The 26,022-nt window shown below is 76.7% G+C and carries 24 protein-coding genes and 3 pseudogenes; 5 read left to right on the forward strand and 22 right to left on the reverse strand.

What is annotated here, in order from left to right; genetic code table 11:
* Positions 1-41: 41 nt before the first annotated feature.
* From GC089_RS17345 to GC089_RS17365, 5 genes are all read right to left on the reverse strand, one after another.
* Positions 42-278: a hypothetical protein gene (locus GC089_RS17345; protein WP_155378684.1), complete on the reverse strand. Its 237-nt coding sequence runs from the start codon at positions 276-278 to the stop codon at positions 42-44.
* Between the two features lie 41 nt (positions 279-319).
* Positions 320-1,324: a hypothetical protein gene (locus GC089_RS17350; RefSeq protein ID WP_370514032.1), complete on the reverse strand. Its 1,005-nt coding sequence runs from the start codon at positions 1,322-1,324 to the stop codon at positions 320-322.
* A gap of 278 nt (positions 1,325-1,602) precedes the next feature.
* Positions 1,603-1,827 carry a DUF6458 family protein gene (locus GC089_RS17355; protein ID WP_155378685.1) on the reverse strand — a complete coding sequence of 75 codons (225 nt, stop codon included), beginning with the start codon at positions 1,825-1,827 and terminating at the stop codon, positions 1,603-1,605.
* An 87-nt stretch (positions 1,828-1,914) separates the two neighbouring features.
* On the reverse strand, positions 1,915-2,757 hold the full coding sequence (locus GC089_RS17360; RefSeq protein ID WP_155378686.1) for an alpha/beta hydrolase: 843 nt from the start codon (positions 2,755-2,757) through the stop codon (positions 1,915-1,917).
* Positions 2,758-2,769: 12 nt separating this feature from the next.
* Entirely contained in the window at positions 2,770-3,591 is an 822-nt protein-coding gene (locus GC089_RS17365; protein WP_155378687.1) for an alpha/beta fold hydrolase, read from the reverse strand.
* A 117-nt stretch (positions 3,592-3,708) separates the two neighbouring features.
* On the opposite strand from GC089_RS17365, the gene GC089_RS17370 reads away from it, so the two are divergent.
* Positions 3,709-4,128 (forward strand): SRPBCC family protein, encoded by a 420-nt coding sequence (locus GC089_RS17370; RefSeq protein WP_196250752.1) that lies wholly within the window; start codon positions 3,709-3,711, stop codon positions 4,126-4,128.
* A gap of 88 nt (positions 4,129-4,216) precedes the next feature.
* Here GC089_RS17370 and GC089_RS17375 read toward each other — a convergent pair whose 3' ends face one another.
* Together GC089_RS17375 and GC089_RS17380 are read right to left on the reverse strand one after the other, a co-directional pair.
* A complete protein-coding gene (locus GC089_RS17375) occupies positions 4,217-6,331 on the reverse strand; it encodes a prolyl oligopeptidase family serine peptidase (protein ID WP_155378688.1) in 2,115 nt (704 codons plus the stop codon).
* An 85-nt stretch (positions 6,332-6,416) separates the two neighbouring features.
* Positions 6,417-7,121 carry an SDR family NAD(P)-dependent oxidoreductase gene (locus tag GC089_RS17380; protein WP_230684928.1) on the reverse strand — a complete coding sequence of 235 codons (705 nt, stop codon included), beginning with the start codon at positions 7,119-7,121 and terminating at the stop codon, positions 6,417-6,419.
* Between the two features lie 164 nt (positions 7,122-7,285).
* Here GC089_RS17380 and GC089_RS19500 point away from each other — a divergent pair.
* A pseudogene (locus GC089_RS19500) lies at positions 7,286-7,465 on the forward strand (MarR family transcriptional regulator); the annotation flags it as partial.
* A gap of 328 nt (positions 7,466-7,793) precedes the next feature.
* Here the strand turns inward: GC089_RS19500 and GC089_RS17390 are convergent.
* The 4 genes from GC089_RS17390 to GC089_RS17405 all read right to left on the reverse strand — a co-directional run bounded on the left by GC089_RS17390 (position 7,794) and on the right by GC089_RS17405 (position 13,831).
* Positions 7,794-9,887, reverse strand: coding sequence for a PhoX family phosphatase (locus GC089_RS17390; protein ID WP_155378690.1), 2,094 nt, complete (start codon positions 9,885-9,887; stop codon positions 7,794-7,796).
* A 216-nt stretch (positions 9,888-10,103) separates the two neighbouring features.
* Positions 10,104-12,179: a cytochrome c oxidase assembly protein gene (locus GC089_RS17395; RefSeq protein ID WP_155378691.1), complete on the reverse strand. Its 2,076-nt coding sequence runs from the start codon at positions 12,177-12,179 to the stop codon at positions 10,104-10,106.
* 26 nt (positions 12,180-12,205) lie between these two features.
* On the reverse strand, positions 12,206-12,982 hold the full coding sequence (locus tag GC089_RS17400) for a copper resistance CopC family protein (RefSeq protein ID WP_155378692.1): 777 nt from the start codon (positions 12,980-12,982) through the stop codon (positions 12,206-12,208).
* A gap of 42 nt (positions 12,983-13,024) precedes the next feature.
* Positions 13,025-13,831 (reverse strand): hypothetical protein, encoded by an 807-nt coding sequence (locus GC089_RS17405; protein ID WP_155378693.1) that lies wholly within the window; start codon positions 13,829-13,831, stop codon positions 13,025-13,027.
* Between the two features lie 152 nt (positions 13,832-13,983).
* Here GC089_RS17405 and GC089_RS17410 point away from each other — a divergent pair, with 152 nt between their 5' ends.
* Positions 13,984-14,505: a ubiquinol-cytochrome c reductase iron-sulfur subunit gene (locus GC089_RS17410; RefSeq protein WP_155378694.1), complete on the forward strand. Its 522-nt coding sequence runs from the start codon at positions 13,984-13,986 to the stop codon at positions 14,503-14,505.
* Position 14,506: 1 nt separating this feature from the next.
* Positions 14,507-14,917 (forward strand): hypothetical protein, encoded by a 411-nt coding sequence (locus GC089_RS17415; protein ID WP_155378695.1) that lies wholly within the window; start codon positions 14,507-14,509, stop codon positions 14,915-14,917.
* 171 nt (positions 14,918-15,088) lie between these two features.
* On the opposite strand, the pseudogene GC089_RS17420 reads toward GC089_RS17415, so the two are convergent.
* The 4 genes and pseudogenes from GC089_RS17420 to hisC form a co-directional block, all read right to left on the reverse strand.
* Positions 15,089-16,644 (reverse strand): annotated as a pseudogene (locus GC089_RS17420) (dihydrolipoamide acetyltransferase family protein).
* A gap of 56 nt (positions 16,645-16,700) precedes the next feature.
* Positions 16,701-17,773 (reverse strand): annotated as a pseudogene (locus GC089_RS17425) (alpha-ketoacid dehydrogenase subunit beta).
* Entirely contained in the window at positions 17,770-18,915 is a 1,146-nt protein-coding gene (gene pdhA / locus GC089_RS17430) for a pyruvate dehydrogenase (acetyl-transferring) E1 component subunit alpha (RefSeq protein WP_155378696.1), read from the reverse strand. Before pdhA ends, GC089_RS17425 begins: the two are co-directional and overlap by 4 nt.
* A 142-nt stretch (positions 18,916-19,057) precedes the next feature.
* The gene (hisC, locus tag GC089_RS17435; RefSeq protein ID WP_155378697.1) at positions 19,058-20,125 is read right to left on the reverse strand and encodes a histidinol-phosphate transaminase; all 1,068 of its coding nucleotides are present in this window, start codon (positions 20,123-20,125) and stop codon (positions 19,058-19,060) included.
* A 41-nt stretch (positions 20,126-20,166) separates the two neighbouring features.
* On the opposite strand from hisC, the gene GC089_RS17440 reads away from it, so the two are divergent.
* On the forward strand, positions 20,167-20,541 hold the full coding sequence (locus tag GC089_RS17440) for a phage holin family protein (RefSeq protein ID WP_155378698.1): 375 nt from the start codon (positions 20,167-20,169) through the stop codon (positions 20,539-20,541).
* Here GC089_RS17440 and GC089_RS17445 read toward each other — a convergent pair.
* The 7 genes from GC089_RS17445 to GC089_RS17470 all read right to left on the reverse strand — a co-directional run bounded on the left by GC089_RS17445 (position 20,525) and on the right by GC089_RS17470 (position 25,966).
* Complete coding sequence (locus tag GC089_RS17445) at positions 20,525-22,018, reverse strand: hypothetical protein (RefSeq protein ID WP_155378699.1); 1,494 nt, start codon at positions 22,016-22,018, stop codon at positions 20,525-20,527. The genes GC089_RS17440 and GC089_RS17445 overlap by 17 nt on opposite strands.
* Positions 22,015-22,257 carry a hypothetical protein gene (locus GC089_RS17450; protein ID WP_155378700.1) on the reverse strand — a complete coding sequence of 81 codons (243 nt, stop codon included), beginning with the start codon at positions 22,255-22,257 and terminating at the stop codon, positions 22,015-22,017. The genes GC089_RS17445 and GC089_RS17450 overlap by 4 nt, the downstream gene beginning before the upstream one ends.
* 158 nt (positions 22,258-22,415) lie before the next feature.
* Positions 22,416-23,057 (reverse strand): hypothetical protein, encoded by a 642-nt coding sequence (locus GC089_RS17455; RefSeq protein WP_155378701.1) that lies wholly within the window; start codon positions 23,055-23,057, stop codon positions 22,416-22,418.
* Entirely contained in the window at positions 23,054-23,365 is a 312-nt protein-coding gene (locus tag GC089_RS19505; RefSeq protein ID WP_230684929.1) for a hypothetical protein, read from the reverse strand. Before GC089_RS19505 ends, GC089_RS17455 begins: the two co-directional genes overlap by 4 nt.
* 44 nt (positions 23,366-23,409) lie before the next feature.
* Positions 23,410-24,375, reverse strand: a complete 966-nt coding sequence (locus GC089_RS17460) for a DUF58 domain-containing protein (RefSeq protein WP_230684930.1) — start codon at positions 24,373-24,375, stop codon at positions 23,410-23,412.
* Positions 24,372-25,364, reverse strand: coding sequence for a MoxR family ATPase (locus GC089_RS17465; protein WP_155378702.1), 993 nt, complete (start codon positions 25,362-25,364; stop codon positions 24,372-24,374). Before GC089_RS17465 ends, GC089_RS17460 begins: the two co-directional genes overlap by 4 nt.
* Positions 25,361-25,966, reverse strand: coding sequence for a hypothetical protein (locus GC089_RS17470; RefSeq protein ID WP_155378703.1), 606 nt, complete (start codon positions 25,964-25,966; stop codon positions 25,361-25,363). The genes GC089_RS17465 and GC089_RS17470 overlap by 4 nt, the downstream gene beginning before the upstream one ends.
* Positions 25,967-26,022 lie beyond the last annotated feature (56 nt).

The raw sequence follows: 26,022 nt of genomic DNA on the forward strand, positions 1-26,022 counted from the left end.
CCGCGAGCGCGTGGGCGCCCGGTGCAGCGGCGGCTGCGGGCTCAGCCCTGGCGGCGCTGGGCGTGCACCGTGCCGCCCGGACTGACCCGGACGTGCACGCCCCGCACCTCACGCGGCACGCCGTCGGCCTGCGCCGCCACGGTGTCGCCGCGCAGGCGGACGAGCAGCCCGTAGCCGTCCTCGTCCGGAGCGATGCCCACCGCCGTCACGTCCTGCCGTCCTGCCAGGGCCGCCTTGAGCTCGTCCTTCGCGCGGCGTGCTTCGCCCAGGTCCGCCACGGGTCCACCTTCCGGTCCCCGGCGGCGGGCACGGACCCGCGTCAGGCGAGCAGCGTGGCGTCCAGCGCGCCGAGAACGGCGTCGATCGGGTTGACGTACGTCAGTCCAACTCCATTCTGACCCCCGGACTCCGACCCGGCAAAGAGAAGTCCGAGCGCGACGCCGTCCTCGCGGTAGACGAGCGAGCCGGAGTCGCCGCCGCGCGAGAAGGGCGCGGACCCGGTGCTCTCCACCTCGATCTGGTCGTCGAACGCGAGCTCCCCCAGCTCGTCCCCGTACCCGACGACGACGTCGTCGAGCTCGATGGCGGTGACGCGCCCGGTCGTCACGGCGGTGGTCCGTCCGACCTTGCCCACCTGCTCCCCGCCGACGGCCCGCGCGGTGGTCGTCACCCGCCCGACCGGGTACGTCGGGTCGACCTCCTGCTCGTCGAGCAGCGCGACGGCCGCGTCGACGTACGCCGTGGCACCGCGCTTGAGCGGCACGCTCGCCGCGAGCGTGCCGATCCGGTCCCGGGACGCGACGCCGCCGTCGGCCGGTCCCGGCTGCACGACGACGTCGCCGACCTGCGCACCCGGCGCGCCGGCGAGGACGTGGTGGTTGGACAGCGCGTGCAGGCGCCCGTCGACCAGCACGAACGCGCCGAGGGTGCCCGCGCTGACACCGACGTGCGCGACGGAGGCCCCGGGCCGCAGGGGCCGCACGCGGCCCGTCTCGCCGAGCGCCTGGGCGGTGACCACGGGAGGGCGGGGGCGCACGGGCCGGTCGCCCGCCGCGATCGGGCGGATGCGCCCCGTCCGCCGGACGTCGACGGGCGGCCCGATCTCGTCCACCAGCCGGCGGGCGATGGACCGGATGCCGGGCAGCCCGAGCCGGTAGCGGACGGCGACGCCGTAGCCGCCGTGCCCGTCGACGGCGACGCCGATCGCCAGCGGCGCCTCGGCGGGCCCGGCGTCCGAGACCCGGACGCGGCGCTCCGCGAGCTCGCGGGCCACCGTCGCCGCGTGCGCCTTGGCCTGCCTGGCCTCCCCGTGGTCCATCCTCATCCGCTGCCCCCTGCGTCGTACGCCGTCCGCGGCCGCCGCGCGCTCACCGCGTCGCGTCGCCCCGGTCCGGTCCGTCGGGTCCGTCCCGTCGGGTCGTCAGTGTGGCGGCGCCCACCGACAGCCGCGCGCGCTGCCGCGGTGCGTCCCACCGCTCGGACGCACCGGGCGCGCCGCCCGGCCACGGCACGACGACGCCGGTCGGGACGGCACCCCTGCGGGCGCTCCCGACCGGCGTCGGTGTCACGGCTGCGCGCCGTCGGGTGGCGTGCCGGGTCGGCTCAGGCGCGCGGCGCCGGCGGGTTGTCGTGCCGCTCGACGACCTCGCGGTGCGTCGTGTTGCTGCGCTGCGCGTTCAGGGCGATCGCCGCGATCAGCCAGATCAGGCCGCCGCCCATGAGGATGTACCCGATCACCGTCAGGTCGACGCCGTCGATCCGGTCGGCGACACCGAACGAGAGGATCGCGCCGATGACCAGGAGTGCGATGCCGCCTCCGATGCCCATGTCCGCTCCTTCAGCTCGGACCGGGACGGCGCCCCGGTCGTGGTGCGGGAAGTCTTGCGGCGACCGGGGCGGCCCGCACGTCGAGAGTCAGACGGTCGCCCAGGGACGGTCGACGCGTGCGTGGTCCAGGGCCCACTCGAGCGCGAGGTCCGCGACCTCCTCCCAGCCGGGTGCACCGCACGTCCAGTGGTCCCGGCCGGGCAGCTCGACGTAGTCCGTGACGGCCGGTGACCGGTGGTAGTGCCGGGCGTTCGACCGGTTCACCGACGGCGGCATGATGTGGTCCTTCTCCCCCGCCACGAACAGCAGCGGCGCGCGGTCGGCGTCGTAGTCGACCCAGGTCTCCTGCCGGCCGGGCTTCACGTTCGCGAACAGGCCGTACTCGAAGATCCAGTGCCCGGGGGCGCCGATCGCGTACCGCTCCCACACCCGCAGCGACTCCTCCTCCGACAGGGTGTTGGTGAAGGCGTAGCGGAACTCCTCCGGGGTGAACGCGACCGCGCGGTGCCGGTTGGCGGGGTTGCGCAGGGCGGGCAGCAGCGAGCGCGCCTGCGACAGCGGGCTCACGCGGACGCCCTCGGTCGGCGCGGAGTCGATCGCGACACCCACCGAGCCGAGCCCTCGGGCCAGCAGGAGCTGCGTGAGGGTCCCGCCGAACGAGTGGCCGATGACGACCGGCGGTGTCGGGGTGGACTCCACCACCCGGGCGAGGTGGTCCACCACCTCGGGGACCGTGAGGCGGGCGATGCGCTCGGGGTCCTCCCGGAGCCCTTCCACCTCGACCTCGAACCCGGGGTAGCCGGGCGTGAGGACGGTGAACCCCTTGGCCTCGTAGTACGGGACCCAGTGCTCCCAGCTGCGGGGTGTCATCCACAGGCCGTGGACGAGGACGATCGTGTCAGGTGCCGTGGTGCCGGTCGGGTCGGACATGGCGGTGCTCCCTCAGCCGTCGACGAACGCGAGCAGGTCGGCGTGCAGGCGGTCGCGGTCGGTGTCGGGCAGCGCGTGCCCGCTCCCCTCGTAGACAGTCAGCGTGGCGCCCTCGACGAGGTCGACGGTGCGCTTCCCGCCGACCTCGAAGGGCACGATCTGGTCGTCGTCGCCGTGGATCACGAGCGTCGGGACGTCGACCTTGGCGAGGTCCGGGCGGAAGTCCGTCGCGGAGAACGCCGCGATGCACTCGTACGCCGCCCGGTGGCCGCACGCCATGCCCTGCAGCCAGAACGCGTCGCGGAAGCCCTGGGGCACGTCGTGGGTGCGGTTGTGGCCGAAGAACGGACCGTCCGCCAGGTCGCGGTACAGCTGCGACCGGTTCGCCCGCTCGCCCGCGCGCAGCCCGTCGAACACGGCGAGGGGCAGGCCCTCGGGGTTGTCGTCGGTGCGGACCATGAGCGGTGGCACGGCGCTGACCAGCACGACGCGGGCGACCCGGGCGGTGCCGTGGCGGCCGACGTAGCGGACGACCTCGCCGCCGCCGGTCGAGTGGCCGACGAGCGTGACGTCCGTGAGGTCGAGCTGGTCGAGCAGGCAGGCGAGGTCGTCGGCGTACGTGTCCATCTCGTTGCCGTGCCAGGTCTGGGTCGAGCGGCCGTGGCCGCGTCGGTCGTGCGCGACCGCGCGGTGGCCGTGCTCGGCGAGGAAGAGCGCCGCGGCGTCCCACGCGTCCGCGTTGAGCGGCCACCCGTGGCTCAGCACCACCGGCGGCCCGTCGCCCCAGTCCTTGTAGAAGATCTGCGCCCCGTCGTGCGCGGTGACGTACGGCATGTCGTTCCTCCCCCTGCTGGACGGACGGACACGTCGATACTGTCCGCTTTCGCCCGGTTCCCGCCAGACCCCGCCGGACGTCCGCTCCGCCGTGGCGGCGTGTCGGACGTGCCGGGCATGCTGGTCGGCGTGGACACCGGGACGCTGCACCTGTCCGTGCGCATCGAGCGGTCGGCCGAGGACGTCCGTGCGTTCGCCGCGGACCCGGCGAACCTGCCGCGCTGGGCGCCGGGCCTCGGCTCGTCCGTCGTCCACCGCGACGGGGACTGGTGGGTCGGCACGCCGGAGGGGCCCGCGCGGGTGCGCTTCGCCCCGCCGAACCCGTTCGGGGTGCTGGACCACGAGGTGCTCACGCCGTCGGGCGAGACCGTCCACGTGCCGCTGCGTGCCGTCGCCGACGGCGCCACCGCGTGCGACGTCGTGTTCACGCTGCGCCGGGCGCCGGGGATGACCGACGCCGACCTCGCCCGGGACGCAGGGCTCGTCCGGGCCGACCTCGAGCTGCTGAAGCGGGTGCTGGAGGGCGCCGCGCACTGACGCCGGCGGCGGGGCCCGGCGGCGGGACGACGACGCCCCGCCGTCCGCGCACGGCGGGCGACGGGGCGTCGTGGGTCGGCCGACGGCGTCAGCCGAGGACCTCCGGGTAGGCGACGGCGTCGTCCCCCGTCCGTCCGAGCACGTGCGTCGCGAGGAACGCCTCGACGGTCTGGTACCAGACCTTCGCGTGCTGCGGGGTCAGGATCCAGTGGTTCTCGTCCGGGAAGTACAGGAACCGGTGGGGGGTGCGGCCCTCGTCGTCCGCGGGCAGGCCGGAGTCGGCGAGCAGCTCGTACCACAGGCGCAGGCCCTCGCCGATCGGCACGCGGTAGTCCTTGTCGCCGTGGATGACGAGCATCGGCGTGACGATGTCGCCCACGAACCGGTGCGGCGAGTTCTCGAGCGCCATCTCGGGCGTCATCTCGCGCTGCCAGTAGTACGACGCGTCGGTCGTCGGCCCGAACTGGTCGAGGGCCCACAGGCTCGCGTGCGTGACGATCGCCCGGAACCGGTCGGTGTGCCCGGCGACCCAGTTGGCCATGTAGCCGCCGAACGAGCCGCCCATCGCGGCGGTGCGGGTCTCGTCGAGGTCCGGACGCTGCAGCGCGGCGTCGGTGACCGCCATGAGGTCGGTGTACGGGGCCTTGCCCCACGCGCCCCAGCCGCGCTGGATGAACTCCTGCCCGTACCCGGTCGACAGCGCCGGGTCGGGCAGCAGGACGGCGTAGCCCTGCGCGACCAGCAGCCACGGGTTCCACCGCCAGGACCACGCGTTCCACGACCCGAGGGGGCCGCCGTGGATCCACAGCAGGAACGGTGCGGGGTCGTCGGCCGACGCGCCCTCGGGCAGCGCGAGCCACGCGCGCACGCGCGAGCCGTCCTCCGCCGTCGTCTCGACCTCCTCGAGCCGGCCCGGCAGGGCGGGCAGCGGGGCCGGGGCGGGCAGCGGCGTCGCGGCGACGGGGGCGCCGCCCTCGAGCGCGGCGGCGAGGTCGATGCGGACGGGGTGCGCGGGCGCCTCGTAGGACGTCCGCAGGGCGTACGCGGTGCGGCCGTCGGGAGCGACCTGCACGTCGGCGAAGGCGGCGTCGTCGCTGGTGAGGCGCGTCACGGCGCCCGAGCTCAGTTCCACGTGGAACATCGGCGCGCGGCCGTCGTCGTCCGCCACGACGACCAGGCCGTCGGACGTCGGGAGCCACACCTTCGCACCCGGCCACCGGTCCCAGTCGGCACCCAGGCGGCGCGGCTCGCCGCCGGTGAGCGCGACGACCCAGAGCTCGTAACGCGGGGCGTCGTGCGGCGTGGACAGCGTCTCGCGGGAGTACGCGACCCAGCGGCCGTCGGGCGAGACGAGCGGGTCGCCGAGGTCGGCGTCGGGGTCGGACACCAGCACGGCCCGCTCCCCCGTGGCGACGTCGATCGTCACGAGGTCGGTGCGCACGTTCCCGCGCGCGACGTTGCGGCCCCAGGACGTGACGACCGTGCGGCCGTCGGGCGTGAGGACGGGGTGCTGCTCGCGCAGCGCCCCCGCGGCGTCGGGCGTGACGTCGCGCAGCTCCAGGCGCGGGTCCCGCTCGCCGGCGACCGGCGCGGCGACCTCGTCCGAGACCGTGGCGACGAACGCGTGCGGCGTGGCCGGGCCGAGGTCGTGGTCCCAGTACCGGATCGGGTACGAGTCGTGCAGGATCGCCGCGACCTTCTTGTCCTTGCGCTCCTTGGCGATGCGCGCGTCGGCCTCGTCGTCGGCGGCGGACGGCAGCACGTCGGAGACGACCAGCACGGTCGGGGCGTCCGTCGCGACCTGCACGCCGCCCACGCCGGACGCGCGGGACGCCACGACGCGGGCCTCCGCGCCGTCGGCCGGCAGCAGCCACAGCGCGGCCTTCGGGTCCGCGTCCGGGTCCTCGGCGTCGGGGTCGGGGCGCGCGCTGGTGAACAGCAGGTCGCCGGACGGCGTGAACGCCGCGGACGACTCGCTCTTCGCGCTGCGGGTCAGGCGCCGCGCGGGCTTCTCACCGGCCGGGTCGACCTCCCACAGCGCGGTCACCCACGCGGTGCGCTTGCGGTCGAGGGTCTGCACGGCCGTGACGAGGCGCGTGCCGTCGGGCGAGAGGCGCAGGCCGCCGAGGCGCGGCAGGGCGATGTACGCGTCCAGGTCGTGGAACGGCGTCGCGGGGACGTCGGGGGTGGTGGGTTCGCTCACCGGACCGGTCTATCACGGCCGTGCGGCGCGGCGACGAGGGCTTTCCGTGCGGGTGTCGCGCCCCGTCGCCCCTCGTGCCGTGGCGTCACCGGGTCGTGTGCGCCCCGGCGTCGACGTGCAGGGTCTGGCCCGTGACGTTGCGCGCCGCCGGTGAGGCGAGGAACGCGACGAGGGCGGCGACGTCCTCCGGACGGCTCACGCGTCCGAGGTGCGTGCGCGCCACCAGGCTCGCGCGGCGCTCCTCGGTGAGGGGACCGCCGAACAGGTCCGTCCCCTCCACGTACCCGGGGGCGACCACGTTCGCGGTGACGTCGCGCGGGCCCAGACGCTCCGAGAGGCCGACGTTCCAGGCGGCGAGGGCCGCCTTCGCCACGGAGTACGGGTTCGCGGCGTACTCCGCGCCGATGGACCCGATGCTCACGACGGCACCGCCGGGCCTCAGGACGGGCTCGAGGACGCGCACGACGAGCGCGGCACCCACGACGTTGACCTGGAGGTTGCGCTGCCAGTGCCGGGCCACGTCCTCGAGCGGGGCGTCGGCAGGGGGTGGGGTGCCGACGAACGCCCCGGCGTTGTTGACGACGACGTCGACCCCCTCCGCGAACGCGGCCGCGAGCGCCGCGACCGACGACACGTCCTCCAGGTCCAGCCGCAGGGCGCGGGCGCCCAGCGCGGCCGCCGCCGCGTCGAGTCCCGGACCGCGCCCCGTCACCGTGACGAGGTCGCCGGCGTCGACGAAGGCGCGTGCGACGGCGTGGCCGATGCCGCGGCTGCCGCCCGTCACCAGCACCGCCCGACCTCGCCGTCCGCGTCTGTCCATGTTTAGATCTAAACGTGACGACGGACGTCCCGCAAGACCCTCCCCCGGGCACGACGGGCCGCCCCGACGCGCACGAGGTCGCCGCCGCGTGGGCACGCGAGCTGCCCGGGGTGCCCACCCGCTCGGTCCCCGTGGTGACGGCCGCCAAGCTCCTCGCCACCGCGCTGCGGCGGCGCCGCGAGGCGGTCCTGCACGAGCTGGGCACCGACGCGGCGACGCTGGACCTGCTCAGCACCCTGCGTCGCGCGGGTCCGCCCTACCGGCTCACGACGCGCGAGCTCGCGGACCGGTGCCTCGTCACCGCCGGGGCCATCTCGCAGCGCGTGGCACGGGCCGAGCGCGACGGGCTGGTCGAGCGGCACGCGGGCGCCGGCCGCACGGTCGAGGTCGTCCTCGCACCGGCCGGTCACGCGCACGTCGAGACCCTGGCACGGTCCGTCCTCGAGGCGGACGACGAGCTCGTCGCCGGCCTCGACGACGAGACCCTGGTCCAGCTGGAGGACGTGCTCGACCGGTGGCGGCGGCACGTCGAGAGCCGCGCACCGGCCCCGGGGGCAGCGCGTCGCCGGCCCCCTGACCCGGCCGGGTACGGCGACGCCGGCCCGCCGCACGCGCGGTGCGACGGGCCGGCGGGTCACCGCGTCAGTCGCGCCAGACCTGCACGACGCTCGGGCGCGGACCGCCCCAGCGGCCGCGGTCGAGCGTGCCGGGCGCGACGTAGTCGGGGAAGAACGACTGCTGCGCCTCCCACGAGCCGTCCTCGCCCGGGTGCTGCACCGCGACGTAGACCATCTCGTCCTTGTCCCGGATCACCGGCCCGCAGGTCTCCGCGCCCGCGGGCACGGAGAGGAACTGCTGCACGCGGCCCCGCTCGCGCCCGGTGAGCGGCACCTTGAACAGCCCGTCGCCGTAGCCGATCGTGCCGGGCTGCCCGTCCGTGGAGATCCAGAGGTTGCCCTCGGAGTCGAACGCGACGTTGTCCGGGCAGGAGATCGGCGAGACCTTCTCCGGCGGGAAGCCCGCGAAGTAGGTGCCGGACGTCGTGGCGGGGTCGCCCGCGAGCAGCAGGATGCTCCAGCCGAACGTCGTCGACCGCGGGTCGTTGCCGGCCTCCGTGATCTCGACGACGTGCCCGTGCCGGTTCTCCACGCGCGGGTTCGGCTCGGTGGCGCCCTCCTTGCCGGCCTTGCCGCGGTCGGTGTTGTTCGTGCACGCGACGTACACGCGGCCCGTCACGGGGTTGGGCTCGACGTCCTCGGGGCGGTCCATCTTCGTCGCGCCCACCGCGTCGGCGGCCAGCCGCGTGTGCACGAGCACCTGCTCCGTCGTGAAGCCGGGCACCTGGCTGACGCCGTCGAGCACCAGCGGCACCCACTCCCCCGTGCCGTCGAACGCGCCGTCGGACGGCAGCGCACCGGTGCCGGTGATCTCCTCGACCGGCGAGTCGCCGTGGAAGCGCGCGACGTACAGGTTGCCGGCGGAGAGCAGCTGCTTGTTGCGCGTGCGGTGCCGGGCGCCCGGGCGGTACCGGTCCTTCGAGACGAACTTGTAGAGGTAGTCGAACCGCTCGTCGTCACCCATGTACGCGGCGACGTGGCCCGACCTGCCGACGATGACGTTCGCACCCTCGTGCTTGAACCGGCCGAGCGCGGTGTGCTTCACGGGCGGCGCCGTCGGGTCCTGCGGGTCGACCTCGACGACCCACCCGAAGCGGTTGGGCTCGTTCTCGTACCCGGGCGTGCGGGCGTCGAAGCGCGGGTCGACGTGCTCCCAGCCGCGCGTCGTCTCCTTGTCGGCGAAGCCGTAGCGCTTCTCCTCCGCCGTGCCGCGCGCGCGGAAGTACTGGTTGACGTTCTCCTCACCCGACAGCACCGTGCCCCACGGCGTGGTGCCGCCCGCGCAGTTGTTCAGCGTGCCGAGCACCGTCGTGCCCGAGGGGTCCGCGACGGTCTTCAGCAGGTCCGAGCCGGCCGCCGGCCCGTCCAGGACGAACGGCGTCGTGGCGGTGATGCGCCGGTTGACCCGGGCACCCACCTGGTACTGCCACGGCTGCCCCTTGCGGCGACGGTGCAGCGCGACGACGGACATGCCGTGCGCGGCCATCGCGACCCGGCGCTGACGGTCCAGGTCCTCCGGCGTCGCGGCCGGCGGGAACATGATGTTCTCGTTCGTGTACTCGTGGTTGGCCACGAGCACGGCGCTGCGCCCGTGCGGCTCCTCGAGGATGTCGACGTAGTCGCAGTTGTAGCCGAAGAGCCGCTCCGCGAGCTCCGGCGTCATCGTCGCGGGGTCGAAGACGTCGTGCGGCGACAGGATCGGGTCGCCCCAGCGCACGAGCGGCGCCCACCGGTAGCCCTGCGGCACGGTGAACGCGTCCGTGGCGGCCGGCACCGGCGGGATCGCGCGGAACGGCAGGTTGCCGCGGCCCCAGCCCCACCCGCGGTCGTGGGCGGCGGCCGGCGGGGCGTCGGCGACGACGGAGCCGACGACGACGGCGGCGCCCGCGACCAGCCCGCCCGCGAGGACGGCACGGCGGGACAGCGCGGCCGACGCGACGTCGCGGAAGTAGTCGTTGCCGCTCTCGTTCGGCACGGGCTGCGCGCACGCGTCGCCGCAGCGCAGGTGGCACGTGACGGCGGAGCGGCGGCCGTGCGTGCGGCCGGTCATCGGGAGCAGGGGCAGGAGGGTGCGGCGCGGGACGCCGGCCGCGACGTCACGGTCGTCGGTCGTGGTCATCAGGGCTCTCCGGTCGTGCTCGGTGCTGGGGCGGGCACAGCGTGGCAACCGGACGAACCGGTCACCGGCACGTGCGGTGAGCGGCGGGTGAAGGGAGGACGAACTCTCGCCGACCCCCGCCGGTTCGGGGGTGGGTCGGGGCGGGAGGGTCGGGGCGGGACGGTCGGGGCGGGAGGGTCGAGGCGGCCGGGCCGGCGCGGGGGTCGGTGCTGCGGGTCAGGACGGGCGCGCGGAGTCCCGGTCCGCGAGGCCCGCGAGCATCGCGTTGTACTCGTCGAGCTCGCTGTCGCCGTCCCGGTCGGCGCGGCGGTCGCGGCGGCGGGCCGTCCGCTCGTCGTCCCGGGTCCACTGCAGGGCCACGACGATCGCGACCAGCACGGTCGGGATCTCGCCGATCCCCCAGGCGACCGACCCGCCGAGCTGCTGGTCGCGGATGGCCGACGGACCCCAGGGCCGGCCCATGAGCCCGAACCAGTCCGCCGCGAGCAGCGACTGCCCGCCCACGAGCGCGACCCCGAAGAACGCGTGGAACGCCATGGTCGCGAACAGCAGCAGCAGCCGCATGGGGTACGGCGGCCGCGTCGGGCCGGGGTCCACGCCGACCAGCGCGTTGACGAACAGGTACCCGGCGACGGAGAAGTGCACGACCATCACGAGGTGCCCGACCGGGCTGCGCATCGACCACTCGAACACCGGCGAGTAGTAGAAGACGACCATCGACCCGGCGAAGTTGACCGCGGCGACGATCGGGTGCGCGAGGAACGTGCCCACCCGGGAGTGCACGAGCGTGAGGACCCACTCCCGGGGCCCGCGCGACACGTCGTCCCGCAGGCGGGTCGACCGGGCGGGCAGGGCCCGCAGGGCGAGCGTGACCGGCGCGGACAGCGCGACGAAGATCGGCACGACCATCGCGAGCACCATGTGCTGCACCATGTGGGCGCTGAACAGCACGTGCCCGTACATCGCCGGACCACCCGACGTCGTCCACAGGAACGTCAGCATGCCCACCACCCAGGACGCCGTCCGCAGCCACGGCCACGCGTCGCCGCGGCGGCGCAGCCGCACGACCCAGCGCACGTAGACGACGATCCCCGCGACGGCCGCGGACGCCATGAGCAGGTCCCAGCGCCACTGCGCGACCCACTGCACGGCGGTCGGCTCGGGCGGCAGCGCGTGCCCCGTGAGCAGGTAGGCGGGCGACGCGTCCGCGACCGGCTCGTCCGGCACGGGCGGCGGCGAGCCCGCGAGCGCGACCGCGACGCCCGAGACGGCGCCCATCACGGCGAGCTCGACGAGGACGAGCCGCCAGAACGGCCCCGCGACCCGGTCCCCCACGAGCCGCGGGATGGTGCGCCGCCGGTGGGCGAGGCCGAGCAGGCCGAGCACCCCGAACAGCACGACCTTCACGACGAGCAGCACGCCGTACCGGGTGCCGAGGCCCTCCCAGCCGCCGAGCCGCACGACGCTGTTGACGAGACCCGAGACGGCGACGGCGACGAAGCACCACGCCGCGATGGTCGAGTACCGCGCCACGGCCGGGCCGGCGTCGCTGCCCAGGCGCCCGACCAGCAGCGCGAGGGCCGCCAGCGCGCCGATCCAGACGGCCGCCCCGACCAGGTGCAGGAACAGCGACGACGTCGCCAGCTCGTGGCTCGCCGCACCGGCCGCGTGGCCCGTCTGCCCGAGCTGCCACAGCGCCGCGACGACGAGCACGGCCGCCCACGCCGCGCCGGTGGGGGTGGCGACGACGAGCGCGAGCACGGTCGCGACGGCGGCGAGCGTCGTCAGCGTGAGCAGTGCACGCCCGAGGTCGATCTGCGTGACGAACAGCGCGAGCTCGTCGCCGAACCCCGGCGCGGTGGGCGAGGACCCGGCGACCGACGCGTACGCCAGCACGAGGTGCACCACCGAGAGCACCGTCCAGGTGCCCGACGCCACGCCGGCCAGGACGAGGCTGCGGGGGTAGGCGGTGCCGTCGGCCCGTGCACGGGCCGTCCCGGCGGGGGGCGTGGCCGGGACAGTCGCCGCGGGGGTCTCGGCGGCGGCGGACGCGCGCCGCGGCAGCACGCACACGGCGAGCACCAGCGCACCGAGCGCCAGCGCGCCCGCGAGCTCGGTCAGCGTCTCGACGACCGGCAGCCCCCAGCGCACGACGACGCCGGGGTCGCCGAGCGCGACCGCCGCGGCGGTGCCGCTGAACGCGACGCCGACCAGGGCCGCCAGGGCGCCGGTGACCGCGAGGACCGCGGGCGCACCGGCGCGGCGCACCGCGACGACGGACGTCTGCTCCACCCGATCAGCCTAGGCGTCGCGGGCGGTCACCCGGCCCGGGGACCGCCGCCGCCGGTGGTGCCGTCGGACACGCCGCCGCGGTCCGGCGCGTCCCCGCCGCCGCGCTGCTTGCGCGCGACGACCGTGAACACGGCCCCGATCACGACGACGATCAGCAGCACCCACACCCACCACGGGACCGTCCCCGGGTAGTTGTCGCGCGCCGCCTCGCCGGAGCCGCCCATGTCGGGGCTCGTGTCGACCGACTCGCTGGGCGACGCGCTCGCCGACGCCTCCGGCGTGGGCGTGGTCGCGTCCGCCGGCGCCGCGGTCGCCGCCGCCGTCGGGTCCGCCGTCGGCTCCGTCGTCGTCGCCGTGCCCGCCGCCGCACCGGCCGTGAAGCCGAACGTCCCGGTGATCGGGTGGCCGTCCGCGCTGGTCACCCTCCAGTCCACGCGGTACGCCCCGGCCGGGCGCTGCTCCGCGAGCGGCTGCACGACGGACGTGCCGGACAGCTGCGCGGCCCCCGCGCTCACGACCGTGCCGTCGGCCGCCGTCACGACGATCTCGGTGCCGAGCTCGAGAGCGGACTGGTCGAACGTCAGCGTGATCTGCGCGGGTGCGGTCTCGACGGTCGCACCGTCGGCCGGGTCGGTGGAGCGCAGCGCGTTGTGCGCCGCGGCCGGCGCCGCCGTCAGCAGCAGCGCCGCGAACGCCGCGGCGAGCGCGGCCAGCAGCGCGACCGCCGTCGTCCCCCGGGCGGGGTGCGTCGCCGCGCGCGCGTGCAGCTCAGGGGCGGACGAGGGGTGGGGCGACCGGCGCATGGCTCTCCCGGGGGTGCGAGGTGGTCCGACGCTCCGATCCCATCACGTCCCCGCGGGACCGGCCGCGCCGGGGGCCGGAACGTGCGTCAGGTCACCGCCGCCCGGCGCGGTGCCGCGACGGGGACGCAGCACGGCGGTGGCCAGGACCACGGCGGCCGCGGCGGCCGCCGCCGTGCCCGTCGCCGGGAGCGCCGACGCGGGCACCGCCGACGCGAGCGGGTCCGGCTCGACGGGTGCGACGGGTACGGCGACGGGCGCGGGGGCCGGTTGGGGGAGCGCGGGTGCGTCGAGGGCGTCCCCGGGGGCGGAGGCGCCGTGGTGCGCGTGCGGGTCGGCCCCCGGGGCATGGTGCGCGTGCGCGTCCGCACCCGGCGCGTGGTGCGCGTGCGCGTCCGCACCCGGCGCGTGCTGCGCGTGCCCGTCCGCACCCGGCGCGTGCTGCGCGTGCGCGTCGGCAGCCGTGGCGTGCTGCGCGTGCGCGTCCTCGACGTCGACGCCGCCCGTCCCGGCGGTCACCGGGGCGGACGCGGCCGCGGGCCCGGCGAGCACGGCGACGACCGGCTGCAGCAGGAGCACGGCGGCAGCGCACGCGGCCGCCGGGACGAGAGCCCGGCGCACGCCGTGGCCCCCGCCGGCCGTCCCCGCGCGGACCCGCGTGCCGGCGACGGCGACGGCGAGCACGAGTGACGCGACCGCGACGAGCACGTGAGGGCTGGGCAGCGTCCCGCCGGCGCTCAGGTGCGCGGCCACCGCGGCGACGAGGACGACGAGCGCGCCCGCGCCCCCGCGCAGCAGCAGCTCGCGCGCGGGCGGGAGGGCAGGGGGGCGCGTGTGCGCGTCGTCGGGCACGGCACGACGGTCGCCCGGACCCGTCCCGCCGGTCCACGGCCCGAATCGATTAGGGAACGCACGGGGGCGAGCTGCTTCCGGTCGCGGGCCGCACGGGTCACGATGAGCACGCGGACGCCCCCGCCCCCGCACCCACCCCGCCTGGAGGACCGATGCCCACGCCCACCTCCCCCACGCCGACGCTCGCCCCGCACCCGGTGGCGCACGGCCCCGGCTGCACCAACTGCCCCTCGCGTCGCGAGGTCCTCGGCCGCGTGGGGGTGGCGGCCCTCGGCACGGCTGCGGTCGGCGTCCTCGCCGCCTGCAGCGGGTCGGACGGCGGTCCGGACGGCGGTGCGGGCGGGGGTGGCGGCGGTGGGGCGACGCCCGGACCGGGCGGGGTGCTGGCGTCGGTCGACGACGTGCCGGTCGGCGGTGCGCTCGCGGTGACCGGGCCCGACGGGGACCGCGTCCTGCTGACCCAGCCGACGGAGGGCACGATCCTCGGGCTCTCGGCGGTCTGCACCCATCAGGGCTGCACGGTGGTCCCCGCCGACGACGAGCTGTCCTGCCCCTGCCACGGCTCGGTGTTCACCCTCGACGGCGAGGCCGTCTCCGGGCCGGCCACGGAGCCGCTGCCGACGTTCGCCGTGACGGTCCGCGAGGACGGCGGCATCGTCGCCGCGGAGGCGTGACGTGACGGCGCGCGACGTCGGGGCGGCGACGCCGGCATCGCGCCGGCGGCCCGTGGCGTGGGCGCCGCGCGTGCTGGCGGCCCTCGCGGTGGTCGCGTCCGGCGTCGTCCACCTGGTGCTGTGGCAGCAGGGGTACTTCACCGGCATGTGGCTGCGCCCGCTGTTCCTGGCGCAGGGCGTCGGCGGCGTCGTGCTGGGCGTCCTGCTGCTGGTCTGGCGCAGCCCCCTGCCGCTGCTCGGCGCGGTCGCCTACGGCGCGGCGACCCTCGGCGGCTTCGTCGTCGCGACGAGCCCCCTGGGCCTGTTCGGCGTGCGCGCCCGCTGGGAGGGCTGGGCGGAGTGGGTCTCGGCGGTCACCGAGCTCGTCGCGGTCGTCGCCGCCCTCTGGGCCCTGCGCCGCGAACGCCCCTGACCCCCCCTCTCCCCGAGCGACGCCCCGCCGACGCCCCCGCCGACGCCCCTCCGCCGCCGAGTTCGGCACCTTCGTCGCGAGCTCGCGACCCGGGACCATCGATCTCGGCACAGGACCACCGAGCTCGCGGGGGTGCGAGCAGCCGGGGCGCGGCCGGCAGACCGTCCCGCGTCAGCCCCAGACCAGGGCCTGGGCCGGGTCCGCGAGGACGGCCGCGACGTCGGCGAGGACGCGCGCGCCCAGCTCGCCGTCGACGAGCCGGTGGTCGAAGCTCAGCGCGAGCTGCGTGACGTGCCGCGGCTTGACCTTGCCCTTGTGCACCCACGGCTGCTGCCGGATCGCGCCGAAGGCGAGGATCGCCGCCTCGCCGGGGTTGAGGATCGGCGTGCCGGTGTCGATGCCGAAGACCCCGACGTTCGTGATCGTGATGGTGCCGTCGGCCATGTCCGCCGGCGAGGTGCGGCCCGCGCGTGCCGTCGACGTCAGCTCGCCGAGCGCACGTGCCAGGCCCAGCAGGTCGAGCCGGTGCGCGTCCTTGACGTTCGGCACGACGAGCCCGCGCGGGGTCGCGGCGGCGATGCCGAGGTTGACGTAGTGCTTGTAGACGATCTCCTGCGCCTCGTCGTCCCAGGACGCGTTGATCTCGGGGTGCCGGTTCACGGCGAGCAGCAGCGCCTTCGCCGCGACGAGCAGCGGCGTGACGCGCACGTCCGCGAACTCGCGGTCGGCCCGCAGCCGCTCGACGAGCTTCATGGTCCGCGTGACGTCGACCGTGTGGAAGACGGTGACGTGCGGCGCGGTGAACGCGCTCGCGACCATGACCTCGGCCGTGCGCTTGCGCACCGACCGGACCGGGACGCGCGTCTGGCGGCCGTCGGGCGTCACGGCGCCGCTCGCGAGCCACGGCTGGTCGTCGCCCGGGTAGGTGGCGAGGGTCCGGGCCTCCGCGCGCGCGGCGCGCTCGAGCACGTCCTCGCGCGTGACGATGCCACCGGGCCCGGTGCCGTGCACCGAGTCCAGGTCGACGCCGAGGTCGCGCGCGAGCTTGCGCACCGGCGGCTTCGCGAGCGCGTGCCGGCGGCCGTCCCCCTCCGGGGCCGACGCGGGACGGCCCGCCGGGGCCGCGACCGGCGCGGTACGGGCGGGCGCGGTGCGGCCCGGTGCGGTGCCGGCGGGTGCGGTACGGGCGGGTGCGGTGCCGGCGGCCGTGGCGGCCGACGCGGCGGCCCGCGTGCGGCGGCGCGTGCCGGTCTCCGCGACGCCGTACCCGACGAGCACGGCGCCCGAGCCCTCGTCGCCGCCGGCGCGCTCGTCCCGCGCCGCCTCGACCTCGTCCGCACCGCCGGGCTCCTCGGACGCACGGCTGGGGTGCGGGCGGTGCGCCTGCGCCCCGTGCGCGCTCCGGTCACCGGGCGGCGCGGGCTCGGCGGCCGGCGGCTCGGCGGCACCGGCCGCGGTCGGCGCGGCGGGGCCGCACCCGAGGGGTCGACGTCCACCTCGATGATCGGCGTGCCGACCTCCACCGTCGTCCCGGGCTCCACGAGGATCCGCGTCACGACGCCCGTCCACGGCGACGGCAGGTCCACGAGCGACTTCGCCGTCTCGATCTCGACGATCGTCTGGTTGACCTCGACGGCGTCGCCCACGGCGACGTGCCACGTGACGATCTCGGCCTCGGTGAGGCCCTCGCCCGCGTCGGGCAGGGGGAACTGCTGGTACGTCGGCACCGGTGCTCCTGTGCGTGTGGTGGCCTGGGGCGTGGTGGCCCGTGCGTGCGGGGGGCTCAGAACGCGAGCGCGCGGTCGACCGCGTCGAGCAGCCGGTCGAGGCCCGGCAGGTAGTCGTGCTCGAGCTTGGCCACCGGGTACGGCGCGTGGAACCCGCCGACGCGCAGCACGGGCGCCTCGAGGTGGAAGAAGCACGCCTCGGTGACGCGCGCCGCGACCTCGGCCCCCGTGCCGTACAGCGTCGGCGCCTCGTGGACGACGACGCAGCGGCCGGTGCGCCGCACCGACGCCGCGACGGTGTCGGTGTCGAGCGGCGAGAGCGTGCGCAGGTCGACCACCTCGAGGCTGCGTCCCTCCGCGGCGGCGGCCTCGGCGGCCTTGAGCGCGGTCGCGACGGTGGGCCGTAGGCGACGACCGTGAGGTCGGTGCCGGGGCGCACCACGCGGGCGCGGTCGAGGCCGGCCGCGGTGGCGCCGTGCGGTGCCGGCAGCGGCGCGTCGAGGTCGACGTCGCCCTTCTCCCAGTACCGGCCCTTCGGCTCGAGGAAGATCACGGGGTCCGGCGAGGCGACGGCCTGCTGGATCATCGTGAAGGCCTCGGCGGACGTCGACGGCGAGACCACGCGCAGGCCGGCCGTGTGCGCGAAGAGCACCTCGGGCGACTCGCTGTGGTGCTCCACCGCGCCGATGCCGCCGCCGAACGGGATCCGGATGACGACCGGCAGGCGCAGCCGCCCCTGCGAGCGGTAGTGCATCTTGGCCAGCTGCGTCGTGATCTGGTCGAACGCGGGGAAGACGAACCCGTCGAACTGGATCTCGCACACCGGCCGGTAGCCGCGCAGCGCCAGGCCGATCGCGGTGCCGACGATGCCGGACTCCGCGAGCGGGGTGTCGACCACGCGGTCGCCGCCGAACTCGGCGTGCAGGCCGTCGGTGACCCGGAAGACGCCGCCGAGCGGGCCGATGTCCTCGCCCATGAGCAGGACCTTCGGGTCGTTCGTCAGCGCACGGCGCAGGCCGAGGTTGATCGCCTTCGCCATCGGCAGCCGCTGCGTCCCGGTCGGGAACGGGGCCACCGCGGGGGCGCCCGGGCTGCTCGTCGTCGTGCTGCGCTCGCTGGTGACCGTCATCGGTGACCCCCCGCCTCGCCGCTGTCGTGCTGGACGTAGGACTGCTCGTACTCGGCGAACCACGCACGCTCCGCGTCGACCACGGAGTGCGACGTCGCGTACACGTGCTCGAACATGCTCGCGGTGCTCGGACGACCCATGCTGCGCACGGTCGTGCGCACGTGCTCGCCGAGCGCGTCGGCCTCGCCCGCGAGCTCGGCCTGGAAGACCTCCGGCAGCTCACCCGTGGACGCCAGGTACCGGCGCAGGCGGTCGATGGGGTCGCGGCGGCGCCAGTGCTCCTCCTGCTCGCGCGAGCGGTAGCGCGTGGGGTCGTCCGACGTCGTGTGCGCGCCCATGCGGTAGGTGAACGCCTCGACGAACGTGGGGCCGCCGCCGCTGCGGGCGCGCTCGAGCGCCTGGCGCGTCACCGCGTACGTGGCGATCACGTCGTTGCCGTCGACGCGCACGGACGGGATGCCGAAGCCGGGGGCGCGGTCGGCGAGCGGGACGCGCGCCTGCTTCGTCGTCGGCTCCGAGATCGCCCACTGGTTGTTCTGGCAGAACAGGACGACGGGCGCCTGGTTCACCGCGGCGAACACGAGCGACTCGCTGACGTCGCCCTGCGCGGTGGCCCCGTCGCCGAAGTACGTGACGACCGCGGTGTCGCGCGCCGGGTCGCCGGTGCCGACGAGGCCGTCGCGCTGCACGCCCATGGCGTAGCCGGTCGCGTGCAGCGTGTGCGAGCCGATGACCAGGGTGAACAGGTGGAAGTTGTGGTCGGCCGGGTCCCAGCCGCCGTGGTCGACGCCGCGGAAGAGGCGCAGCAGGTCGGTCATCTCCAGGCCACGGGCCTGCGCGACGCCGTGCTCGCGGTAGCTCGGGAAGACGTGGTCCTGCGGGGCCAGCGCGTGGCCGGAGCCGACCTGTGCGGCCTCCTGGCCGAGGCACTGCGCGTACAGCGCGAGCTCGCCCTGCCGCTGCAGGGACGTCGCCTCCGTGTCGAAGCGGCGCGTCAGCACCATGTCGCGGTACATCGCGCGCAGCCGCTCCGGGGTCAGGTCGGCCGCCCACACCTCGAGGTCGGGATGGGTGACGCGCTCGCCGGCCGGCGTGAGCAGCTGGACGAGACCGTCGTCGGTCAGGGGTCCGGTCGGGCTCACACGCCCTCCTCAGCCTCGGGATCTGCGAACCTACGTCAGCGTAGGCTACGGATCCGTAGGTTGAGAGGCGGAGGGCCCGACAAGCCTCGTCGGCACCGTTTGTCGGAACCCCACACCTGCTCGCCCCGCCGCCGCGGGCGGCTCAGCGCGGCGCGTGCTCGGCCGCGACCTCCAGGACGAGGTCGTTCGCCTCCTTCTCGCCCACGCTCACGCGCACGCCGTCGCCGGCGAAGGGACGGACGACCACACCCGCCCGGGTGCAGCGCTCCGCGAACGCCGTCGTCCGGTCGCCGAGCGGCAGCCACACGAAGTTGGCCTGCGAGTCCGGCACGGCCCAGCCCTGGCCCCGCAGGGCGTCGAGCACCCGGGTGCGCTCGGCGACGAGGGCGTCGACGCGGGTGAGCAGCTCACCCTCGGCGCGCAGCGACGCGAGCGCCGCGAGCTGGGCGACGTGCGAGACCCCGAACGGCGTGGACGCCGCCCGGATGCCCGCGGCGAGGCGCGGACGCGCCACCGCGTAGCCCACCCGCAGCCCGGCCAGGCCGTACGCCTTGGAGAACGTGCGCAGGACGACGACGTTGGGGTGCTCGGCGAGCAGCGCGAGCGCGTCGGGCGCCTGCGGGTCCCGCACGAACTCCACGTACGCCTCGTCGAGCACCACGAGCACGTCCTTCGGCACCCGCGCGAGGAGGTCGCGCAGCTCGCCGTCCCGCACCGCCGGCCCGGTCGGGTTGTTGGGCGTGCACACGAGGACGACCTTCGTGCGCTTGGTGACGGCGTCCGCCATGGCCGGCAGGTCGAGGCGACCCTCGGCCGTCACGGGCACGCGGACGCCGCGCGCGTGCGCCAGGTCGACCGCGATCGGGTACGCCTCGAACGAGCGCCACGGCAGCACGACCTCGTCGCCCGCCTCGCACACCGCCGTCAGCACGTGCCCGAGCACGGCCACCGACCCGCAGCCGGCGACGACCGACTCCTGCGCGACCCCCAGCCGCTCGCCGATCGCCGCCGTCAGCTCCGTGGCGAACATGTCCGGGTACCGGTTGACGTCGGCGGCGGCGTCGACGATCGCCGCGACGACCGACGGCAGCGGCGGGTACGGGTTCTCGTTCGACGACAGCTTGTACGCGGCCGCGCCGACGGGCGCACGGGCCCCCGGGACGTACGCGGGCAGGTCGGCGAGGGCCTTGCGGAGGGGGACGCGGCTCACGCCGCCAGCATGCCACCGCCCGACGGTGGCAGGATCCGGGCATGGGATTCGTCGTGCGCGTCCTCATCAACGGTGTGGCGATCTGGCTGGCGACGCTCGTGCTGCCCGGCCTCGAGGTGCTCGGCGGGGACTCCACCGCCGGGCGGATCGGCGTGATCCTGCTGGTCGCGCTGGTGTTCGGGATCGTCAACGCCGTCGTCAAGCCGATCGTCAAGCTGGTCTCGTTGCCGCTGTACGTCCTCACGCTCGGGCTGTTCACGCTGGTGGTGAACGCGCTCATGCTCATGCTCACGGCGTGGATCACGGAGCGCACCGACTGGGGCCTGCGGATCGACAACTTCGGCACGGCCGTGCTCGGGGCGCTCATCGTCTCCGTCGTCAGCTTCGTGCTCTCCGCCCTCACGAACCGCGACTGACCCCGGTCGGCACCGGCACCGCGCCGGGCGACGGCACCGGGACCGGACCCGGGCCCGGCGTGGGCACCTCGAGCGGCGTCGACGCCACCCAGCGCGTCGTCGTCGCGACGGCCCCCTCGGCTCCCGGTCGCAGCACCTCCCGCACGCCCCGTCCCTCCTCCCGGTCCGCGGGCCAGCGCGCCATCTCCGCGTCGAGCGCGGCGGCCGTGTCCACGTAGCCGCTCACGGCGTGCGCGCCGAACGGTGTGAGCGGTGCCGTCGTCCCGTCCACCACGACGATGTCCGCCCGGCCGGCACGGGCGTCCGGGTTCCCGTCGACGGCGTGGACGGGATCCGCCGCCTTCACGAGCGCGACGTGCTGCACGTGCGACGGCAGCACGCGCCCGATGTCCGGCGAGCCGGCGGTGACCACGCTGCGGACCGCGTACGCGCCGGTCGCCGCGACGCTCGCCGCGACCATCCCGCCCTGCGAGTGCCCGACGAGCATCACCGGGTCGTCCCGCCCGACGCCCGCGCCGGCCATCGCGTCGAGCACGGCCTGCGTCATGGGGTCGGGCACGCCGCCCATCAGCGCGAGGTTGGTCGCGGCGTTCGTCGGCACGTCCCCGCCCAGCGACCCGGTCTGGGTGCCGGGGACCGCGACGACCCAGGTCACCACGCCGTCCGGGTGCTCGAGCCGCTGGACGGTGATCGTCGCGGGCGGGAGGTGGGGCTCGCCCTTCCCGTACGTCTGCTCGACGGCGCGCAGCCCGCCGCGGACGTCGCTGATCGGCGCGAGCGGCGGCGCGGCGAGGTACGGGGTCACGACCGCGGGCCGGTCGGGCAGCGCACCCGCCGCCACGCGCGCCACGTCGCGGACGGAGTGGCCGCTGCGCATCCACAGCGGCAGCCACGCGCCGGCCGCACCGGCGAGGTAGGCGGTCGCGTGCGCCGTGCCCGTCGCGTCGAGCATGCGCGCCGGCACCGTGCCGAGCCCGTGCAGCGTCGCGCCCAGCGGGTGGGGCCCGCCACGCGTCCACACGAGCACGTGCCGCGTCCAGTCCTCGAGCACCTGGTGCAGCACCCAGCCGCCGGCCGCCGAGAGCAGCAGCGCGGGCGCCAGCGGTCCGCTCCACGCGGTGGACGCGCCGGCCGCACCGAGGCCGGACCGGAAGAGCCGCGTGACGGCCGTCTCCGCCCCGGCGTACCCCGTCGCGGCGCGCGTCAGGTGGTCGGCGAGCTCGCGCAGCTGGTCCGCGACGCGGTGCGGCGCGTGCCACGCCGTGCGGGCGTCCCGCAGCGCGACCTCGAGCGCGGCGGCGTCCGGCGTGGGAGCGAGCGAGGCGACCTCGTGCGACGCGACGGCGAGGTCCGTGCCGGCGCCGTCGAGCCGGTGCGCGACCGCGCGCAGGCGTGCGGCCGCCTGCTGCAGCCCGTCGGGGTCCACGGTCGAGGTGCCCCCGGACCCGACCGTCACGACGACGCCGTCCCCGCTCACCACCGGGCACCGCCCTCGTGCGGCAGCGCGCCGACGGGCGGCACGCACACGGCGGCGGCCTGTGCCGCCCTCGCGCGACCGTCCACCTCGTCGAGTGCGGCCAGCTGCAGGCGCACCGCGACCTCGAGGTCCTGCACGCGAAGCGCGGCGCCCTCGGCGGCGCCACCGGTCCACAGGACGTCGTCGAGCACGGTGAGGGACGCGCGCGCGGCGACGACGTCGGCGCGTGCGGCGTCCACGAGGGCATGGAAGCGCGGGGTCGGCATGGGCGGGGACGCTAGGCGCGGTCCGCGGCGCGCCGTCGCCGCCCAGGTCCTGCCTGCGGGGGGCCTCGTCCTCCCGCGGGGCTGGGGGCGGATCGACGTCGTGTGCCCCCGTCCGCCCGGCGGCCGGCTCCTCAGTCCTCCGGCAGGGCCTGCCGCCACCACGGCACGTCGGGGCGCACGAGCACCACGGCCGCGACGAGCACGGCCGCCACCACACCGCCCACGCGCCACACGTCGCCCGCCGCGACCCCGCCCGCGAGCGCGGTCGCGCCCAGGGCCAGCACCTGCGCACCGGCCTGCGCGACGAGCGCGGGCGGAGCCGCGTCGCGCAGCACCGCGACCTCGACGCGCGTGTCCCACCGGGTGCGCGCGGCGACCGCGGTGAGCCACAGCAGCACGTGCACCAGCAGCACGAGCAGCGCCAGCCGCCACGCCTCGGGCGGCCCCGCGACGAGCAGCCGCACCCCGACGGCGAGCACGACGAACCCCGCCGCGACCGACCGGGGCCAGAACGCGGGGGCCGCGGCGGCGACCGTCAGCGCGGCGGCCAGCACGGTCGTCGGCCGCGGACCGGGCGACCCGAGCGCGACCGCCACGGCACCCGCCCCGACCAGCGCGAGCACGACGCGCAGCAGGAGGGCGCCGACCACCGGACCCGTGCGGAGCTCGACGTGCGGCACCGTCGCCGTGCCCCCGCCGTCGGCGCCGCGCACGCGCGCCCACGTCCGCCGCGCCCCGTCCGCCCACGTGCGCGCCCGCGCGGCGGCCCTCACGCCGGCACCCCCGCACCGGGCCGGCGCTGGGAGCGCCGCGCGAGGGTCCGCAGCGCCACCGCGGGCGCGTCCCGCCAGGTGACGAGCTCGACGTCGTGGTCGGCGAGCGCGGCGAGGCGGTCCGTGCGCGCGATCTGCACGATGCGCAGCGCCAGCCGCTCACGCTGCCCCAGGTGCGCGGTGCGCACGCGGGGCAGCACGTCGACCGCGACGACGCGGTGCCCCGCCCGGCGCCACTGCTCGGCCACGACCACCGCCTCGTCGTCGAGGAACGTCGAGAAGAGCACGACGAGCGCCCCGGACGGCACGCGCGGCGGACGCAGGCGGGTCGCCGGCTCGCCCTCCGGGTGCGTCAGCGCCAGGGCGTGCCGGACCCGGTCGAGCTGGCGTCGCCCGCCCCCGGCGGCAGGGGGCGGCGGCGCACCCCGAGGTCGTCCAGCCCCACCCGGTCGCCGCGGTCCAGGAACGCGCGTGCCACCGCCGCGGCGGCCTGCCGGGCGCGGTCGAGCGAGGTGGCGTCCTGCGGCCGCGGCGGCTGCGACCCGCGCCATGTCAGCGGGTCCGGCCCGACCTCGTCACGGCTGTCGACGACGAGCACGACGACGGCCTCGGCGAGCGCGTGCTCGCGGCGCACCCACAGCTCGCGCAGGTCCGGCGCGCGCCGGGCCGTGACGCGCCAGTCGATCCGCCGCAGCCGGTCCCCCGGGCCGAACGGGTGGACGTCGCGCAGGTCGCCGCCCTCCCCCGGCCGGCGCGAGCCGTGCGCCCCGGTCAGGCCGCGCAGGCGCGGGGGCAGGGGCACGTCGGGCAGGCTGCCGGCGGCCGGCAGGACCACGGTGCGGCGGGTGGCCCGCGGCGCCGGGTCCGAGACGCTCACGAGGCCCGGGCCGACCCCCTGCACCTGCACCGTCGCGACCTCCTGCGGGCCCGTGCGCACGGTGCGCGCGAGCAGGGGCAGCCGGCGGCTGCCGGGCGTGCGCACGAGCGCGTGGACGACCGGGCGGTCGTGCCGCAGCACGTCGACGGTCACCGCCGCGGTGCCCGCGGGCGCGTCGAGGACGACGGCGGCCGAGAGCGTGCCGCCCGGGCCCTCCTCGCCGGCGACGACGGCCGCCCGCACCAGCCCGGACGGGCGGCGCAGCAGGTGCCACGCCGTGACGACCAGCGGCGCCGCGCCCAGCACGGCGACGTCGGGACGCCCCGCGAACGCGCCGACGAGCAGCAGCACCGCGCAGGCGGCCGCCCCGACGGCGGTCGACGCGACGTCCACCCACCGCTCGGGCGCCTGCGGCGCGCTCGCCCCGTCGCCGGACGTCATGCCCGGCGCGCGGTCGTCGGCCCCGGCACCTGGGCGAGCACCTCGTCGACGACGGACCGGGGGGCGAGCCCGGACGCCCACGCCTGCGGGGTCAGCGACAGGCGGTGCGCGAGCGCCGGCACGGCGACGGCCTTGACGTCCTCCGGGGTGACGAAGTCGCGGCCGTCGAGCACCGCGAGCGACCGTGCGACCAGCACGAGCGCCTGCGAGCCGCGCGGCGACGCCCCCACCTCCACGGCCCGGTGCGCGCGCGTCGCCGCGGCGAGGTCGACGCAGTACGCGAGCACGTCGGGGTCGACCGTGACCGCCTCCACGCCGGCCTGCATCGCGACGAGCGTCGCGGCGTCCACCACGCGCCGCACCGACGCCTGCTCCTGCCGGCGCTCCAGCCGCCGCGCGAGCACGTCCACCTCCGCGTCCCGGGCCGGGTACCCGACCGCGAGCCGCACCATGAAGCGGTCGAGCTGCGCCTCGGGCAGCGGGTACGTGCCCTCGTACTCCACGGGGTTGGACGTCGCGACCACGTGGAACGGGTCCGGCAGGCGGTGCGTGCGCCCGTCGACGCTGACCTGCCGCTCCGCCATCGCCTCCAGCAGCGCGGACTGCGTCTTGGGCGGGGTGCGGTTGATCTCGTCCGCGAGCAGCAGACCCGCGAAGACCGGACCCGGCCGGAACTCGAACGCGGCCGTCGCGGGGTCGAACACGCTCGAGCCGGTCACGTCGGACGGCAGCAGGTCGGGCGTGCACTGCACGCGGCGGAAGTCCAGGCCGAGCGCGGTGGCGAGGCTGCGGGCCGCGAGCGTCTTGCCCAGACCGGGCACGTCCTCGAACAGCACGTGCCCGCCGGCGAGCACCGCGGCGAGCGCGAGCCGCAGCGGCTCCCGCATGCCGACCACGACGGTGGCGACCTCGTCGAGGACCGCGAGCCCGCGGTCGCGGACCTCGGCGACGGTGAGGGCCGGCGCGGTGGCGGTGGGGGCGTCGGTCATGCGTCGGTCCTCCCGGGACGGGGGTCGGGGGCGTGGGGTGCGGCGGGGGCGTGGGGTGCGGCGGGGGCGGGGTGGGACGAGGGGGCGGGGACGGCCTCCGGCGGTGCCGGGTCGGGTCCGAGCCGTTCGAGCGCCGTGATCGTGTGCGCGACGTCGGCGGGGGTGGGCAGCGGGTGCGACGTGCGGGTGAGCGTGGTGCGGGCGCGCGCGCCGAGGAGCCGCTCGACGTCCGCGCCGCTGCCGGGGTCCCGCAGGTCCACCCCGTGCCGGGCCAGCCGTCCCGCCGCGACGTCCCGCAGGCGCCGCAGGACGCGCTCGCCGGCGCGGCCGTCCCGCGCGACCATCGTCCACGCGAGCTCGAGCACCTCGCCGCGCACGCCGTCGCGCCGGTGCAGCGGCGGCGGGTCGGGAACGGGCTCGGGACGCAGGTCGACGCGCTCCAGCACCGCCGCCAGCCCGCCCGCCCCGACCGCGACCACGAGGGTCGGCACCAGGTCGAGGCCGAGCACGAGCAGCACGGCCGTGGTCAGCGCGGCGGCGACGGCGGGACGCACCAGCCGCGCGGCGACCCGACGCAGCAGCTGCACCGCGGTCGTGCCCACGCCCTGCACCGCGCCCCGACCCTGCACCGCCCCCGACCGTGCACCGCCCCCGACCG

The organism is Cellulomonas sp. JZ18 (assembly GCF_009720485.1).
Lineage (GTDB): Bacteria > Actinomycetota > Actinomycetes > Actinomycetales > Cellulomonadaceae > Cellulomonas.

What these genes read in the sequence shown, in the direction of transcription:
- GC089_RS17390 (WP_155378690.1), bottom strand. Translation starts at nt 9,887, where the DNA reads ATGACCACGACCGACGACCGTGACGTCGCGGCCGGCGTCCCGCGCCGC.
- GC089_RS17350 (WP_370514032.1), bottom strand. Translation starts at nt 1,324, where the DNA reads ATGAGGATGGACCACGGGGAGGCCAGGCAGGCCAAGGCGCACGCGGCG.
- GC089_RS17440 (WP_155378698.1), top strand. Translation starts at nt 20,167, where the DNA reads ATGGGATTCGTCGTGCGCGTCCTCATCAACGGTGTGGCGATCTGGCTG.
- GC089_RS17370 (WP_196250752.1), top strand. Translation starts at nt 3,709, where the DNA reads ATGCTGGTCGGCGTGGACACCGGGACGCTGCACCTGTCCGTGCGCATC.
- GC089_RS17355 (WP_155378685.1), bottom strand. Translation starts at nt 1,827, where the DNA reads ATGGGCATCGGAGGCGGCATCGCACTCCTGGTCATCGGCGCGATCCTC.
- GC089_RS17410 (WP_155378694.1), top strand. Translation starts at nt 13,984, where the DNA reads ATGCCCACGCCCACCTCCCCCACGCCGACGCTCGCCCCGCACCCGGTG.
- GC089_RS17360 (WP_155378686.1), bottom strand. Translation starts at nt 2,757, where the DNA reads ATGTCCGACCCGACCGGCACCACGGCACCTGACACGATCGTCCTCGTC.
- GC089_RS17400 (WP_155378692.1), bottom strand. Translation starts at nt 12,982, where the DNA reads ATGCGCCGGTCGCCCCACCCCTCGTCCGCCCCTGAGCTGCACGCGCGC.
- GC089_RS17365 (WP_155378687.1), bottom strand. Translation starts at nt 3,591, where the DNA reads ATGCCGTACGTCACCGCGCACGACGGGGCGCAGATCTTCTACAAGGAC.
- GC089_RS17460 (WP_230684930.1), bottom strand. Translation starts at nt 24,375, where the DNA reads ATGACGTCCGGCGACGGGGCGAGCGCGCCGCAGGCGCCCGAGCGGTGG.
- GC089_RS17465 (WP_155378702.1), bottom strand. Translation starts at nt 25,364, where the DNA reads ATGACCGACGCCCCCACCGCCACCGCGCCGGCCCTCACCGTCGCCGAG.